Annotated in this window: 13 protein-coding genes and 4 tRNA genes; all 17 read left to right on the plus strand. The window is 37.5% G+C overall.

Translation table 11 applies throughout. From position 1 onward, the window contains the following. The first annotated feature begins 98 nt into the window (after nt 1-98). The 17 genes from IEV85_RS05625 to fusA all read left to right on the plus strand — a co-directional run bounded on the left by IEV85_RS05625 (nt 99) and on the right by fusA (nt 16,734). Nucleotides 99-180: transfer RNA gene (locus tag IEV85_RS05625), tRNA-Tyr, on the plus strand. 29 nt (nt 181-209) lie between these two features. Beyond that, nucleotides 210-282, plus strand: a tRNA-Gly gene (locus tag IEV85_RS05630). A gap of 142 nt (nt 283-424) precedes the next feature. Further along, nucleotides 425-496, plus strand: a tRNA-Thr gene (locus IEV85_RS05635). Nucleotides 497-556: 60 nt separating this feature from the next. After that, nucleotides 557-1,744, plus strand: a complete 1,188-nt coding sequence (gene tuf / locus IEV85_RS05640) for an elongation factor Tu (RefSeq protein WP_188461059.1) — start codon at nt 557-559, stop codon at nt 1,742-1,744. A 114-nt stretch (nt 1,745-1,858) separates the two neighbouring features. Then, nucleotides 1,859-1,931: transfer RNA gene (locus tag IEV85_RS05645), tRNA-Trp, on the plus strand. Nucleotides 1,932-1,953: 22 nt separating this feature from the next. Next, nucleotides 1,954-2,145, plus strand: coding sequence for a preprotein translocase subunit SecE (gene secE / locus IEV85_RS05650; RefSeq protein WP_188461061.1), 192 nt, complete (start codon nt 1,954-1,956; stop codon nt 2,143-2,145). A 24-nt stretch (nt 2,146-2,169) separates the two neighbouring features. After that, on the plus strand, nt 2,170-2,727 hold the full coding sequence (gene nusG / locus IEV85_RS05655) for a transcription termination/antitermination protein NusG (protein WP_188461063.1): 558 nt from the start codon (nt 2,170-2,172) through the stop codon (nt 2,725-2,727). 4 nt (nt 2,728-2,731) lie between these two features. Next, nucleotides 2,732-3,175 (plus strand): 50S ribosomal protein L11, encoded by a 444-nt coding sequence (gene rplK / locus IEV85_RS05660; protein ID WP_188461066.1) that lies wholly within the window; start codon nt 2,732-2,734, stop codon nt 3,173-3,175. Nucleotides 3,176-3,186: 11 nt separating this feature from the next. After that, nucleotides 3,187-3,885 carry a 50S ribosomal protein L1 gene (rplA, locus tag IEV85_RS05665; protein WP_188461068.1) on the plus strand — a complete coding sequence of 233 codons (699 nt, stop codon included), beginning with the start codon at nt 3,187-3,189 and terminating at the stop codon, nt 3,883-3,885. Between the two features lies 1 nt (nt 3,886). Continuing rightward, nucleotides 3,887-4,417, plus strand: coding sequence for a 50S ribosomal protein L10 (gene rplJ, locus IEV85_RS05670; RefSeq protein ID WP_188461070.1), 531 nt, complete (start codon nt 3,887-3,889; stop codon nt 4,415-4,417). A gap of 42 nt (nt 4,418-4,459) precedes the next feature. Continuing rightward, nucleotides 4,460-4,840: a 50S ribosomal protein L7/L12 gene (rplL, locus tag IEV85_RS05675; protein WP_188461073.1), complete on the plus strand. Its 381-nt coding sequence runs from the start codon at nt 4,460-4,462 to the stop codon at nt 4,838-4,840. Nucleotides 4,841-5,023: 183 nt separating this feature from the next. Beyond that, nucleotides 5,024-8,896 (plus strand): DNA-directed RNA polymerase subunit beta, encoded by a 3,873-nt coding sequence (rpoB, locus tag IEV85_RS05680; protein ID WP_188461075.1) that lies wholly within the window; start codon nt 5,024-5,026, stop codon nt 8,894-8,896. Between the two features lie 52 nt (nt 8,897-8,948). Continuing rightward, complete coding sequence (rpoC, locus tag IEV85_RS05685) at nt 8,949-13,256, plus strand: DNA-directed RNA polymerase subunit beta' (RefSeq protein WP_188461077.1); 4,308 nt, start codon at nt 8,949-8,951, stop codon at nt 13,254-13,256. A gap of 44 nt (nt 13,257-13,300) precedes the next feature. Then, nucleotides 13,301-13,627 (plus strand): DUF3467 domain-containing protein, encoded by a 327-nt coding sequence (locus IEV85_RS05690; RefSeq protein WP_188461079.1) that lies wholly within the window; start codon nt 13,301-13,303, stop codon nt 13,625-13,627. A gap of 126 nt (nt 13,628-13,753) precedes the next feature. After that, nucleotides 13,754-14,128 carry a 30S ribosomal protein S12 gene (gene rpsL, locus IEV85_RS05695; RefSeq protein WP_188461081.1) on the plus strand — a complete coding sequence of 125 codons (375 nt, stop codon included), beginning with the start codon at nt 13,754-13,756 and terminating at the stop codon, nt 14,126-14,128. A 6-nt stretch (nt 14,129-14,134) separates the two neighbouring features. Continuing rightward, entirely contained in the window at nt 14,135-14,602 is a 468-nt protein-coding gene (gene rpsG, locus IEV85_RS05700; RefSeq protein WP_188461083.1) for a 30S ribosomal protein S7, read from the plus strand. An 11-nt stretch (nt 14,603-14,613) separates the two neighbouring features. After that, nucleotides 14,614-16,734 (plus strand): elongation factor G, encoded by a 2,121-nt coding sequence (gene fusA / locus IEV85_RS05705; protein WP_188461085.1) that lies wholly within the window; start codon nt 14,614-14,616, stop codon nt 16,732-16,734. Nucleotides 16,735-16,742: the final 8 nt, after the last annotated feature.

Consider the following 16,742-nt stretch of genomic DNA (forward strand, 5'->3'; position numbering starts at 1 on the left):
AATCAATCTTTTTTTGGGTATATGTTTGATAAAATATAAAATCCATATAATTTTGCACTTCCTAAAACGAAAGTGATTTAGGGAATTGCTTAATGAAAGGGGGAATACCAAAGCGGCCAACTGGGACGGACTGTAAATCCGTTGTCTTCGACTTCACAGGTTCGAATCCTGTTTCCCCCACAAAAACTATTACCGTTATAGGTAAATAGGCGGGAGTAGCTCAGTTGGTAGAGCGGCAGCCTTCCAAGCTGCAGGTCGCGGGTTCGAGCCTCGTCTCCCGCTCAATAATATTGAGCATTCTCTTATTCATTAAGGCAGAACGATTTCGTGGCTGCCTTTTATAGGATATACCAAAAATTGGTGTAAATACTCTTTGAGTATTGATGAAAACTTTTAAGCAATTAGTTTTGTGGAATGTTTTTAAGCCGATGTAGCTCAGGGGTAGAGTGCTTCCTTGGTAAGGAAGAGGTCGGGGGTTCAATTCCCCTCGTTGGCTCAATCAGTGTTATCGAATAAATATAATATAAATTTTAACTAAACTGAGGATTTTTCAAATATGGCTAAAGCAAACTTTGACCGTTCAAAGCCCCACGTGAATATAGGTACTATCGGTCACGTGGATCATGGTAAAACTACATTAACTGCTGCAATCTGTAAAGTATTATCTGATAAAGGATTTGCAGAAATGAGAGACTTTTCTTCTATTGATAATGCACCTGAAGAAAAAGAAAGAGGTATTACAATTAACTCTTCACACGTAGAATACGCTACTGAGAACAGGCATTACGCTCACGTGGATTGCCCTGGTCACGCGGATTACGTTAAAAACATGGTAACTGGTGCTGCGCAAATGGATGGAGCTATTCTTGTAGTAGCTGCTACAGATGGTCCAATGCCTCAAACTCGTGAGCACATCCTTTTGGCTCGTCAGGTAGGTGTTCCTTCTCTGGTTGCTTTCTTAAATAAAGTAGATTTAGTGGACGATGCTGAATTATTAGAGTTAGTTGAAATGGAAGTAAGAGAATTGCTTTCTTTCTACGAATTCCCTGGTGATGATTTACCTGTAATTCAAGGTTCTGCTCTTGGTGCACTTAATGGTGAAGCTGAGTGGGTAGCTAAGATAGATGAGTTAATGAAAGCTGTTGATGAGTATATTCCATTACCAGAGCGTTTAACTGACAAAGATTTCTTAATGCCTGTTGAAGATGTTTTCTCTATTACTGGTCGTGGTACTGTTGCTACTGGTAGAATCGAGAGAGGTGTAATCAACTCAGGTGAGCCTGTTGATATCATTGGTATGGGTGCTGAAGGTTTGAAATCTACAGTTACTGGTGTTGAGATGTTCAGAAAAATCTTAGATAGAGGTGAAGCTGGTGATAACGTAGGTCTTTTATTAAGAGGTATTGAAAAATCTCAAATTAAAAGAGGTATGATTATCTGTAAGCCGGGTTCTGTAACTCCTCACCAACACTTCAAAGCTGAGGTTTACGTATTGTCAAAAGAAGAAGGTGGTCGTCACACTCCATTCTTTAACAAATACCGTCCACAGTTTTATTTAAGAACTACAGACGTAACAGGAGAGATTTTCTTGCCTGAGAATGTAGAAATGGTAATGCCAGGTGACAACGTTACAATCGAAGTAAAATTAATCAATAAAGTTGCTTGTGAAAAAGGTCTTCGTTTCGCTATCCGTGAAGGTGGTAGAACTGTAGGAGCTGGTCAGGTAACTGATATCTTAGATTAATTTCTAAATATTTATATCAAAAATCAGATGCGTTCTCAATTTTTTGGGAGCGCATTTGTTTCATATAAAACTTTTATCTACCTTTGCACACCATTTTGAGTTGCATGGGTGTTTACGGGTGTAGCTCAATTGGTAGAGTAGTGGTCTCCAAAACCATTGGCTGGGAGTTCGAGTCTCTCCACCCGTGCAAAATTAGATCAAATTAGAAGATGCAGAAATTAACGACATTCATTAAAGAGTCTTGGTCTGAGATGAGATACAAGGTTACTTGGCCAACTTATTCTAAGTTGCAGAATAGCTCAATCTTAGTATTGGTTGCATCATTGATCTTCTCGATATTAATTGGTGTTATTGACTTGGCATTTGAAAATGCAATGGACTGGTTTTATAATGCTTTTTAAGCATTTATAATAATAAATTAGATAATGTCAGAACTTAAATGGTACGTTTTGCGAGTAGTGAGTGGTCAGGAGAAGAAAATAAAATCTTATCTTGACAATGAAATTGCTCGTCAAAAATTAAGCGATTATATCCCTCAGATTCTTATACCTACTGAAAAGGTATATGAAATGAGGAACGGCAAAAAAAGAGTGAGGGAAAGAAACTTTTTCCCGGGCTATGTTTTTGTTTCAGCTGACTTATCATATGGTGAAGCGAATCACGTAATTACCAGTATCCCTGGAGTGATAGGTTTCTTAGGCGGTGAAGGATCTAGCGATGCTAAAGTTCCGGTTCCACTAAGAAATTCTGAAGTAAATAGGATATTAGGTAGAGTTGATGAAACTGAAGAGATGGATGAAAAATTAAGTACTCCATTTATAGTAGGTGAATCAGTGAAAGTGATGGACGGACCTTTTAGCGGTTTTACAGGATCCGTTGAGGAGGTTTTCGAAGAGAGGAAAAAGCTCAACGTAATGGTGAAAATTTTCGGTAGAAATACCCCTGTAGAATTGAATTACATGCAAGTAGAAAAAACAGAATAGCAAGATGGCTAAGGAAATAAGTGGATACGTAAAATTACAGATTAAGGGAGGGGCAGCAAATCCTTCACCTCCTGTAGGGCCTGCTTTAGGTAGTAAAGGTCTTAATATCATGGAGTTCTGTAAGCAATTTAATGCGAGAACTCAGGATAAAGCTGGACAGGTAATGCCAGTTTTGATAACCGTTTATAAAGATAAATCTTTTGACTTTGTTGTTAAAACTCCGCCTGCACCTGTACTTCTTTTAGATGCTTCTAAAAAGAAAAAAGGTTCTCCAGAGCCTAATCGTAACAAAATTGGTTCTGTTACCTGGGATCAGGTAAGGGAAATAGCGGAAACTAAAATGCCGGATTTAAATGCTCTGAAAATTGAGTCAGCTATGCGTCAGGTAGCAGGTACTGCAAGAAGTATGGGTTTAAAAGTAACTGGTACTGCACCCTGGGAATCATAAATAATAGAGAAATGGCTAAGCTTACTAAAAATCAGAAAATAGCAGCAGAGAAAATAGATGCCAATAAGTTGTACTCTTTGGCAGATGCATCTTCTCTTGTTAAAGAAATTACAACAACGAAATTTGATGCTTCCGTAGATTTGGATATTCGATTGGGTGTAGACCCTAGAAAAGCAGATCAAATGGTTAGAGGTGTTGTTGCATTACCGCATGGTACAGGTAAAGATATCAAAGTCTTGGCTTTAGTGACTCCTGATAAAGAGCAGGATGCTAAAGATGCCGGAGCTGACTATGTTGGTCTTGATGAATATATTACGAAAATCGAAGGTGGTTGGACTGATATAGATATTATTGTTACCATGCCTACTGTTATGGCGAAAGTAGGTAGACTTGGTAAAGTTCTCGGACCTAGAGGTCTGATGCCTAACCCTAAATCAGGAACTGTTACGCTTGATGTGGGTAAGGCTATCCGTGAAGTGAAGTCAGGTAAAATTGATTTCAAAGTGGATAAATTCGGAATCATTCATGCAAGTGTAGGTAAAGCTTCCTTCTCTCCGGAGAAACTTACTGAAAACGCGAATGAATTGATCCAAACTTTGGCTAAGCTGAAACCAGCTTCTGCTAAAGGTACTTATTTTATGAGTATGACTATGTCATCAACGATGAGCAAAGGCATCTCAATTGATAAAAACTCTATAGCTGGAATTTAATATGAATAAGCAAGAAAAAGGACAACTTATAGAGGAGCTTTCTGAAAAATTATCTCAAACAACTCATTTCTACGTAGCTGATACGGGAGGATTGACTGTTGCGCAGATTAATGCTTTCCGTAGGTTATGCTTTGACAAAGGTCTCGAATATAAAGTAGTTAAAAACTCTTTGATTCAAAAAGCCTTAGAAAAACAAGAGGCAGATTTTTCAAAAATGTACGATTCGTTAAAAGGTTTCTCAGGAATCCTTTTTTCTCCGGAAGTTGGAAATGCTCCTGCTAAAGTAATCAAAGAATTTCGCAAGAAAAATAATAGCGAAAAGCCACTTTTCAAAGCTGCTGCTATAGATACGGACGTATTTGTAGGTGAAGAAAACTTAACATTCCTAAGTGAACTTAAATCTAAGCAAGAATTGCTTGGAGATGTTATCGGATTACTTCAATCTCCTGCGAAAAATGTTATTTCTGCTCTACAAAGCGGAGGTCACAAAGTAGCTGGTATAGTAAAAGCACTTGAAGAAAGAGCACAATAAAATAATTAAGAACAAAATCATCAAAAATTAAATAACACAATCATGGCTGATATCAAAGCAATTGGAGATCAATTAGTAGAATTAACAGTAAAAGAAGTTAATGAACTTGCTGATTACCTAAAAGAAACACACGGTATCGAACCTGCAGCAATGGCTGCTCCTGCTGCTGCAGCAGGTGGCGCTGGTGGCGGGGAAGATGCTGCTGAAGCTAAATCTACTTTCGATGTAATCTTAACTTCTGCAGGTGCTGCTAAATTACAGGTAGTTAAAGCTGTTAAGGAATTAACTGGTTTAGGCTTAAAAGAAGCAAAAGAATTAGTGGATGGTGCTCCTAAAGCTGTTAAAGAAGGAGTAGCTAAAGACGAAGCTGAAGCACTTAAGAAGCAACTAGAAGAAGCTGGTGCAGAAGTAGAATTGAAGTAATTAGTTGATCCTGAAAGGGTTAACTGATTTCTGCCCGAGAAATTAGGCCTGGTCTCCATACCTCATTAGAGTGTTTGGAGTCAGGTCTTTTCCTGTTTGTACATATTTTTAAATATTGTTGGAACCGGAAAGCGCTGAAAAGCATTTACATATATAAATACACAACTTTAAATATTCAGAGCCTTGGCTAATACAAATCAATCTGAAAGAATCAATTTTTCTTCAATCAAGAGGATCATTGATTATCCTGATTTCCTTGATGTTCAACTCCAGTCATTTCAGGATTTCTTCCAATTAGAAACACCAGCGGAGAAGAGAGCTGAAGAAGGTATCTTTAAAGTATTTCAAGAAAACTTCCCTATCTCTGATTCAAGAGAGAACTTTGTACTTGAATTCGTTGATTACCTGGTAGATCCGCCTAAATATGATATTGATGGCTGTATCGACAGAGGCTTAACTTATTCTGTGCCCTTAAAGGCTAAATTGCGCTTATTGTGCAATGATGAGGATAATGAGGATTTCGAAACTATTGAACAAGAGGTTTTCTTAGGAAATATTCCTTATATGACTGAGAAAGGTTCTTTTATAATCAATGGAGCCGAGCGTGTAATTGTATCTCAATTACACAGATCACCAGGTGTGTTCTTTGCTCAAAGTAAACACACCAATGGTACAAAACTTTATTCTGCTAGAATTATTCCATTCAAAGGTTCTTGGATAGAATTTGCTACAGACGTTAACAACGTTATGTATGCTTATATAGACAGAAAGAAAAAATTTCCTGTAACCACTTTATTAAGAGCCATAGGTTATGGTTCTGATAAGGATATTTTAGATCTCTTTAATTTATCAGAAGAGATAACTGCCAACAAAGCTGCTTTGAAAAAAGCCGTTGGACGTAAACTTGCTGCAAGGGTACTTAGAACCTGGACAGAAGATTTCGTTGATGAAGATACTGGTGAAGTAGTTTCCATCGACCGTAATGAAGTGCTTCTTGAAAGAGATTCCGTTCTTGAAGAGGAAGATATTGATATGATCATCGATTCAGGTGTGAAATCAATCATTTTCCACAGAAAGGATGTTAATATTACTGACTACAGTATTGTTTATAATACGCTTCAAAAGGATAACTCAAACTCCGAAAAGGAAGCTGTAGAACAAATTTACAGACAACTAAGAAATACTGAAGCTCCAGATGAGGCAACTGCCCGTGAGATTATTCATAACCTTTTCTTTAGTGAGAAAAGATATGACTTAGGAGAAGTAGGTAGATATAGAATAAATAAGAAGTTAGGACTTGACATAGATGCTGAAACTAAAGTTTTAACTAAAGTTGATATTATTCATATTGTTAAGTATTTGATCGGTTTGATCAACTCAAAAGCAATTGTAGATGATATTGATCACTTAAGTAATAGAAGAGTTCGTACCGTAGGTGAGCAATTGTATGCTCAGTTTGGTGTTGGACTTGCGCGGATGGCCAGAACCATTCGTGAAAGAATGAATGTGAGAGATAATGAAGATTTTAAGCCTGTTGATTTAATTAACGCAAGGACTTTATCTTCTGTGATTAATTCTTTCTTTGGAACTAACCAATTATCTCAGTTTATGGATCAAACCAATCCATTGTCTGAGATTACACACAAAAGAAGAATGTCTGCCTTAGGACCTGGAGGTCTTTCAAGAGAGAGGGCTGGTTTTGAGGTACGAGATGTTCACTACACTCACTATGGTAGATTGTGTACAATTGAAACACCGGAAGGTCCGAATATTGGATTGATCTCTTCTTTATGTGTGCATGCTAAAGTAAATGGTATGGGCTTTATTGAAACTCCTTATAGAAAGGTAGTAGATGGTAAAGTTGATATGAGTGGAAACGTACTTTACCTAACTGCAGAGGAAGAAGATGACCATAACATTGCGCAGGCTAATGCACCGATAGATGATAACGGTACTTACCTGAATGATAGAGTTAAAGCCAGATTTGAAGGTGACTTCCCTATCTTGGAGCCAAAAGAGTTGTCTTACATGGATATTGCTCCTAACCAGATTGTTTCGGTTGCAGCTTCAATGATTCCGTTTTTAGAGCATGATGATGCTAACCGTGCTTTGATGGGTTCAAACATGCAACGTCAGGCTGTTCCATTGCTAAGACCTGAAGCACCTATTGTAGGTACAGGCTTGGAAGGTAGAGTAGCAAGAGATTCCAGAGCTTTAATAGTAGCAGAAAAAGATGGTGTTGTAACCTTTGTTGATGCTACTAAAATTGTAATAAAATACGATATGAATGAAACTGAGAAATTAGTTTCATTTGAAGATGAAGAAAGAGTTTATAACCTGATCAAGTTCAGAAGAACCAACCAAAATACTACTATTAACTTAAGATCTATTGTTTATAAAGGTGATAGAGTTAAGAAAGGACAGATTTTGTGTGAAGGTTATGGTACCGAAAAAGGTGAGTTGGCTATAGGAAGAAACATGAAAGTAGCTTTCATGCCTTGGCAAGGATATAACTTTGAGGATGCTATTGTGATTTCTGAACGTGTAGTTAGAGAAGATATTTTTACTTCTATACACGTGGAAGAGTTTGAACTGGAAGTAAGAGATACAAAACGAGGTGAAGAGGAATTAACTTCTGAAATACCTAACGTAAGTGAAGAAGCAGTTAAAAACTTAGATGAAAATGGTATCATCAGAATTGGTGCTGAAATTTCCGAGGGAGATATTATCATTGGAAAGATTACTCCTAAGGGTGAGACAGATCCAACTCCTGAAGAAAAACTTTTACGTGCAATATTTGGAGACAAAGCAGGTGACGTAAAAGATGCTTCTTTGAAAGCTTCTCCTTCTTTAAGAGGTGTGGTAATTGATACTAAATTATTTGCCAGACATAAAAAAGATAAAGATGGAAGAGCAGCTGCCAAGAAAGAAGTAGAGGTTTTATCTAAAGAGTACAGTAAGCAATTATTGAATTTACGTGAATTGAAAATTCAGAAATTAACTGAATTGCTATCTGGAAAGACATCTCAGGGTATTAAACATAAATTTGGAGATGAGATAATGAGTAAGGGGGTTAAATTCTCAAGAAACAATATTGAGAAAAATTTATTCCCTGAAAAGAATATCTATAGAGATGAAAGCAATTACAATGTTCCTGAAGAAGTAAACCTTATTTCTGATTTAATCCTTGACAACTGGACAGCAGATGAAGAGGTAAATGCGCTTATTGTAGAGCTTGTTAAAAATTATAACAAGAAGAGAAATGAGATTGCGGGTAAATTTAAGAGAGAAAGATTTACTCTTGAAGTAGGGGATGAACTTCCTGCAGGTATTGTTCAATTGGCTAAAGTTTATGTTGCTAAAAAACGTAAACTAAAAGTAGGTGATAAAATGGCAGGTCGTCACGGTAACAAAGGTATTGTGGCCAAAATTGTACGTGATGAGGATATGCCATTCCTGGAAGATGGAACAACGGTTGATATTGTGTTGAATCCACTGGGTGTACCTTCAAGGATGAACATCGGCCAGATATATGAAACTGTATTAGGATGGGCCGGATTAAAATTAGGTAGAAAGTATGCTACTCCAATTTTTGATGGAGCTTCTTCTGAAGAGGTTTCTAATGAACTTGCAGAGGCTGGTTTACCTGAATTCGGTAGAACCCACTTATATGACGGTTTAACAGGTGTTCGATTTGATCAAAAAATTACAGTAGGTGTTATCTATATGCTTAAACTGGGTCACCTGGTAGATGATAAGATGCATGCTCGTTCAATTGGTCCTTATTCATTAATTACGCAACAACCGTTAGGTGGTAAAGCACAATTTGGTGGTCAGCGTTTCGGAGAAATGGAAGTTTGGGCACTTGAAGCATTTGGAGCATCTCACGTTTTACAGGAAATACTTACAATTAAGTCGGATGATGTGATTGGTAGAGCTAAAGCTTATGAAGCCATCGTGAAAGGTGAGAACATGGGAAGACCGAATATTCCTGAATCATTCAATGTATTGGTTCATGAATTAAGAGGTCTTGCACTTGAAATTACCTTAGACTAATATCATTTTGTTTAATCGGGGGTGCGAACCCCCATTTTAGATACCAAAAATTATGGCGTTCAAAAAAAATAAAAAAATCAATACTGATTTCACAAAAATCACAGTCAGTTTAGCTTCTCCGGAGTCAATTTTAGAAAGCTCTCATGGTGAAGTTACGCAGCCTGAAACTATCAATTACAGAACCTACAAGCCTGAAATGGGTGGTTTGTTTTGTGAGCGTATTTTCGGTCCTGTAAAAGATTGGGAATGTCATTGTGGAAAATATAAAAGAATCAGATATAAAGGTATTATCTGTGATCGTTGTGGGGTTGAGGTAACAGAGAAAAAAGTTCGAAGAGAACGTATGGGCCATATTGAATTAGTGGTTCCTGTTGCACATATCTGGTATTTCAAATCTCTACCAAATAAAATAGGTTATCTTTTAGGTTTGCCAACTAAGAAGCTTGACCAGATTATCTATTATGAAAGATACGTGGTTATTCAGCCGGGTGTGAAGGAAGAGGATGGTGTTGCTTATATGGATTTCCTTACAGAAGATGAGTATTTAGATATACTGGATAAACTTCCAAGAGAAAACCAGCAGATGGATGATGATGATCCTAATAAATTCATCGCTAAGATGGGAGCTGAGGCATTAGATATGCTTTTAAGCAGAATCCAGTTAGATGAGTTATCTTATGAATTACGCCATCAGGCTGCAACAGATACTTCTCAGCAGAGAAAAGCAGAAGCTTTAAAAAGATTAAGAGTAGTAGAGGCATTTCGTGATGCCAGAACAAGAATAGAAAACCGTCCTGAATGGATGATTATTAAAATGGTTCCTGTAATTCCACCTGAATTACGTCCGTTAGTTCCATTGGATGGTGGTAGATTTGCTACTTCAGATTTGAATGATCTTTACAGAAGAGTTATTATCAGAAATAACCGTTTAAAGCGATTAATTGATATCAAAGCTCCTGAGGTTATTCTTAGAAATGAAAAAAGGATGTTACAGGAAGCTGTAGATTCTTTATTTGATAACTCAAGAAAAGTAAATGCAGTAAGATCTGATGGTAACAGGGCATTAAAATCCCTTTCAGATATGCTGAAAGGAAAGCAAGGTCGTTTCCGTCAAAACTTGTTGGGTAAACGTGTGGATTACTCAGGTCGTTCTGTAATTGTTGTTGGCCCTGAATTGAAAATGCATGAGTGCGGTATTCCTAAGGAAATGGCTGCTGAGCTTTTCAAGCCCTTTGTTATCAGGAAATTGATTGAAAGAGGTATTGTAAAGACTGTTAAGTCTGCCAAGAAAATTGTAGATAGAAAGGATCCTGTAGTTTGGGATATTCTTGAAAACGTGTTGAAAGGACACCCGGTGTTGCTTAACCGTGCGCCAACGCTGCACAGATTAGGTATTCAGGCTTTCCAACCTAAACTTATAGAAGGAAAAGCTATTCAATTACACCCACTTGCATGTACAGCCTTTAACGCGGATTTTGATGGTGACCAAATGGCTGTTCACGTTCCATTAGGACATGAGGCTATTTTAGAAGCATCTACTTTAATGTTGTCTTCGCATAATATCCTTAACCCTGCCAATGGTGCGCCTATTACTGTACCGTCTCAGGACATGGTATTAGGTTTATATTATGTAACCAAAGGGAAGAAATCTACTCCGGAAGAAGTGGTAAAAGGAGAAGGTAAGAGCTTCTACAATGCTGATGAGGTAATCATTGCCGTGAATGAAGGTCAGGTATCTAAGCATGCCAATATTAAAGTTAGGGCTAAAGTTAGAAATGCTGATGGATCGCTTGAGACTAAATTAATAGAAACAGTTGCGGGTAGAGTAATATTTAACCAGGCGGTTCCTGAAGAAGTAGGCTTTGTGAATGAATTATTAACAAAGAAAAAACTTCAGGGAATTATATCACACATTTATAAGATCAGTGGATCTGCCAGAACAGCACAATTCCTTGATGATATTAAGGAATTAGGATTCCAGATGGCTTATAAGGGTGGTCTTTCAATGGGATTAGGTGACATAATGGTGCCTGAGATCAAAGAAACATTAGTTGCACAGGCAAAAGAAGAAGTTGATGTAGTTTGGAATAACTACTTAATGGGTCTTATCACTGATAACGAGCGTTATAATCAGGTAATTGATATCTGGACAAGAATTAATTCCCAGTTAACTAATTCCTTGATGCAGCAGCTGGAGGAAGATAATCAGGGATTCAACTCAATCTATATGATGATGCACTCAGGAGCCAGAGGTTCAAGAGAGCAAATTCGTCAGCTAGGTGGAATGAGAGGGTTGATGGCCAAGCCGCAGAAAAACCTTGCAGGATCAGTTGGTGGTATCATTGAAAACCCGATTCTTTCTAACTTCCGTGAAGGACTAGATGTTATTGAATACTTTATCTCAACACACGGTGCCAGAAAGGGTCTTGCAGATACGGCTTTGAAAACTGCCGATGCGGGTTACCTAACCAGAAGATTGGTAGATGTTGCCCAGGATGTTGTTGTTAATGAAGTAGATTGTGGAACTTTAAGAGGTCTTACAGTTTCTGCATTGAAAGATAACGAGGAAATTGTTGAATCACTTTCTGAAAGAATATTAGGTAGAGTATCAGTTCACGATATCTATCATCCGGAGTCCAATGAATTAATTGTTGCTTCTGGTGAAGAAATCACAGATGAAATCACTGCTATAATTGATGAGGTAAATATAGAGGAAGTTGAAATACGTTCAGTATTAACTTGTGAAACTCGTCAGGGGGTATGTAGTAAATGCTACGGTAGAAACCTTGCCACTTCAAAAATGGCGCAAAAGGGTGATGCAGTTGGTGTTATTGCAGCTCAATCAATCGGTGAACCTGGAACCCAGCTTACGTTGAGGACATTCCACGTTGGTGGTACGGCTTCTAACATTGCTGTTGAAGCTACAGTGAAAGCTAAATTTGATGGTGTAATCGAATTTGAAGATTTAAGAGCTATCCAATCAACTGATAGTGATGGAAATCCTCAGACTGTAGTAATGGGTCGTTCAGGTGAAATTAAGATTGTAGATCCTAAATCTAAGAAAGTCTTGATGACCAATAACGTACCTTACAGTGCTATTCTGAAAGTAAAAGAAGGCGACAAAGTATCAAAAGGAGATGAGTTATGTTTCTGGGATCCTTATAACGCTGTTATTTTATCAGAATTTGAAGGTGTTACTGAGTTTGATAGTATAGAAGAAGGAATTACTTATAAAGAAGAATCTGATGATCAAACAGGTCACAGAGAAAAAGTAATTATCGATACAAAAGATAAAACTAAGAACCCTGCTGTAATTGTAAATACGAAAGGAAGAGAAGAGCCTAAGGTTTATAATATTCCTGTAGGAGCTCACTTATCAGTGGGTGAAAATGAGAAAATTAAGCCTGGACAAATCTTAGCTAAAATCCCAAGATCAACCAGTAAGTCCAAAGATATTACAGGGGGTCTTCCAAGGGTAACTGAGTTATTTGAGGCTAGAAATCCTTCCAATCCGGCAGTAGTGTCTGAGATTGACGGTGTAGTAACTTATGGAGGTATTAAGAGAGGTAACAGAGAAATATTCATTGAATCTAAAGATGGTGTTAAGAAAAGATACCTCGTATCTCTTTCAAAACATATTCTTGTTCAGGACAATGACTTTGTGAAAGCTGGATATGCATTATCCGATGGAGCTACAACTCCTTCCGATATTTTATCTATCAAAGGCCCTACAGCGGTTCAGGAATATATAGTAAATGAAATTCAGGAAGTTTACCGCTTACAAGGTGTGGCTATCAACGATAAGCACATTGAAGTAATCGTAGGACAAATGATGCAAAAAGTTCAGGTACTTGAATCAGGGGATACAACTTTCTTGCCTAATCAGGTAGTAGATAGATTCGTTTTCAGAGAAGAAAATGATAGAATATTGGATATGAAAGTAGTTACTGATGCTGGAGATTCACCTAATCTTAAACCTGGTCAAATTGTTTCGTCAAGAAAGTTAAGAGATGAAAACTCTACTTTGAAAAGAAAGGATTTGAAATTGGTAAAAGTGAGAGATGCTGAAGCAGCGGTTTCTAAGCCTACTCTGCAAGGTATTACTCAAGCGTCCTTAGGTACTGAAAGCTTTATTTCAGCGGCTTCCTTCCAGGAAACTACCAAGGTGCTTAGTGAAGCATCCATACGTGGTAAAGCAGATCTTCTTAATGGACTGAAAGAGAATGTTATTGTTGGACATTTAATTCCTGCAGGAACAGGATTGAAAGACTATAATGATATTATAGTAGGTTCACGAGAAGAGTTAGATGCTATTAAGGAAGATCGTTTAACTTCTCAGGAAAGAGAGCTTCAGAAATAAATAATCTTTAGATAAAGTCAATAACGAATTGAGATAATTGGAATATGGAGGATAATAAAGAGAACAAAAAAAATCCGAATCAAATTAACATTGAGCTTTCAGAGGAAGTAGCGGAAGGAGTTTATGCAAATCTTGCCATGATAGCTCATTCCAATGGAGAGTTTGTTATTGATTTTATCCGATTAATGCCGGGAGTACCTAAAGCTAAGGTTAAATCCAGAGTAGTAGTTACACCAGAGCATGCAAAAAGGTTATTAAATGCCCTGAAGGATAATATAAACAAGTATGAAAAGAACTTCGGACCCATAAAACAGTCTGAAGAGGTACCCAAATTTCCAATGAATTTTGGGTCTAATATGGGGGAAGCTTAAAGCTTAATCCTTATAAATTAGGATATTGTGAAATAAAATAGTCAGATGTATTTGGATAATGCATCTGATTTTTTACCTTTGCAGTCCTAAAAATCTCAAGTAGTAAAGAAGATAAAGTAATAATAGATGCCTACTATACAGCAATTAGTACGAAAAGGTAGAAAGAAATTGACTTCAAAGTCAAAATCTCCTGCGCTGGATTCTTGCCCACAAAGAAGAGGGGTTTGTACAAGGGTGTACACAACCACTCCAAAGAAGCCTAACTCAGCAATGAGGAAAGTGGCCAGGGTAAGATTGACCAATCAAAAAGAAGTTAACGCCTATATTCCAGGTGAAGGACACAATCTTCAAGAACACTCTATTGTTTTAATTAGAGGTGGAAGAGTGAAAGATTTACCAGGTGTAAGATACCACATCATCAGAGGAGCATTAGATACAGCTGGTGTAAATGGTCGTACGCAAAGGAGATCTAAATATGGAGCTAAAAGACCTAAGAAATAAATCGAGATGAGGAAAGCAAAACCTAAAAAGAGATACGTACTACCTGATCCTAAATTTGGGGATACAATGGTGACAAAATTCGTTAACTATTTAATGGAAGACGGAAAGAAAAGTACAGCTTATGCTATTTTTTATGATGCTGTTCAATTAGTAGAGGAAAAAACTAAAGAGAACGGTATTGAGACATGGAAAAAAGCTTTAGCAAATATTTCACCTTCTGTAGAGGTTAAAAGCCGTAGAGTGGGTGGTGCTACTTTTCAAGTGCCATTGGAAGTACGACCTGAAAGAAAGACTTCTTTGGGTATAAAATGGATGATTACCTATGCTCGTAAAAGAGGAGAAAAGACAATGATGGAGCGTCTTGCAGGTGAAATCATTGCTGCTTCAAAAGGCGAAGGTGCTGCTATCAAGAAGAAAGATGATACGCACAGAATGGCTGAAGCAAATAAAGCATTTTCACACTTTAGATTTTAATAGCTAGTATAATGGCAAGAGATCTTAGATTAACAAGAAATATTGGTATCGCTGCACACATCGATGCTGGAAAAACTACTACTACTGAGCGTATCCTTTACTATACTGGGGTAAGCCATAAAATAGGTGAGGTACACGATGGTGCTGCAACAATGGACTGGATGGAGCAGGAGCAGGAGAGAGGTATAACTATTACTTCTGCTGCTACTACTGTTTTCTGGCCTTACAAAAATGACAAATATCACATCAATATTATTGATACTCCGGGTCACGTGGATTTTACTGTTGAGGTAAACAGATCTTTAAGAGTATTAGATGGCCTGGTATTTTTGTTCAGTGCCGTAGATGGTGTTGAACCTCAGTCTGAAACAAACTGGAGATTAGCTGATAACTATAAAGTTGCCAGAATTGGGTTTGTTAACAAGATGGACAGAGATGGTGCGGATTTCCTTAATGTCTGCAGACAGGTTAAAGACATGTTAAAGACCAAAGCTGTTCCACTTCAATTGCCAATTGGAGCTGAAGGAAATTTCAGAGGTGTGGTTGATTTGGTAGAAATGAAAGCTGCGGTTTGGAATGAAGAAGATCAGGGAATGACTTTCGAGGAGATTCCGATTCCTGAAGATATGGCTGATGAGGTAGAAGAGTACAGAGAGAAATTATTAGAATCTGTAGCTGAATATGATGAGTCATTAATGGAAAGATTCTTTGAAGATCCTGAATCGATTACCAAAGAAGAAGTAATTAGTGCATTAAGAAAAGCAACTATCGATTTGGCTTTTGTGCCAATGATGTGTGGTTCAGCTTTTAAAAATAAAGGAGTTCAAACTCTTCTGAATTATGTGATGGAGTTACTTCCTTCACCTTTAGATAGAGATAATATTGTTGGTACTAATCCTGATACTGATGAGCCTACTTCAAGAAAACCTTCTAAAGAAGATCCTTTTGCTGCATTAGCATTTAAAATTGCAACGGATCCATTTGTAGGAAGACTTTGTTTCGTTAGAGCTTATTCTGGTTTCTTAGATTCTGGTTCTTATGTATTTAATACAAGAACTAATAAGAAAGAAAGGATTTCCCGTATCTTCCAAATGCACGCTAATAAGCAAAATCAAATTGATCAGCTCCAAGCTGGTGATATTGCTGCTGTAGTTGGTTTTAAAGATATTAAAACCGGGGATACGCTTTGTAATGAGAATCATAAGATTGTTTTGGAATCTATGACTTTCCCTGAACCTGTTATCGGATATGCTATTGAGCCTAAAACTCAGGCGGATGTTGATAAAATGGGTATGGCTATTGCTAAGTTGGTGGAAGAGGATCCAACGCTTCAGGTTAATACAGATGAAGAAACAGGTCAGACTATCCTAAGAGGTATGGGTGAATTGCACCTTGATATCATCATGGATAGAATGAAGCGTGAATTTAAAGTTGAGGTAAACCAAGGTGCTCCTCAGGTGGCTTACAAAGAGGCAATTACTTCTTTGGTAGATCATAAAGAGGTTTATAAGAAGCAGTCAGGTGGTAAAGGTAAGTTTGCAGATATAGTATTTAAATTATCTCCAGCTGAACCAGATGCAACTACAGGAGAAATTAAGCCTGGTCTGCAATTCCAGAATAGTATTACTGGTGGTGTAATTCCTAAAGAATTTATCCCAGCTATTCAAAAAGGGTTTACCGAAGCAATGAACAATGGTCCGTTAGCAGGTTATCCAATAGAAGCTATGAAAGTAGAATTGTATCATGGTAGTTTCCACGATGTGGATTCAGATGCACTTTCTTTCGAATTGGCTGCAAGAATTGGATTTAAACAAGCCGCTAAAAAGGCAGGTCCTCAGTTATTAGAGCCTATTATGAAGGTTGAAGTTACTTCACCTGATGAATATACTGGTCCTGTAACAGGTGATTTGAACAAGAGAAGAGGTTTGATGAAAGGAATGGATACAAGAGGTGGAGCTCAGATTATTAAAGCTGATGTGCCGTTGTCTGAATTGTTTGGATATGTTACCGACTTAAGAACCATTACATCTGGAAGAGCAACTGCTTCTTTAACTTTCTCACATTACGATCCTGTACCAAATCATCTTGCTGAACAGGTAATTGCTAAGGTAAAGGGTGAAGCTGTTAAATAATTGGAATT

The sequence above is a fragment of the Marivirga lumbricoides genome (assembly GCF_014636295.1).
In the GTDB taxonomy this organism is placed as follows: Bacteria; Bacteroidota; Bacteroidia; order Cytophagales; family Cyclobacteriaceae; genus Marivirga; species Marivirga lumbricoides.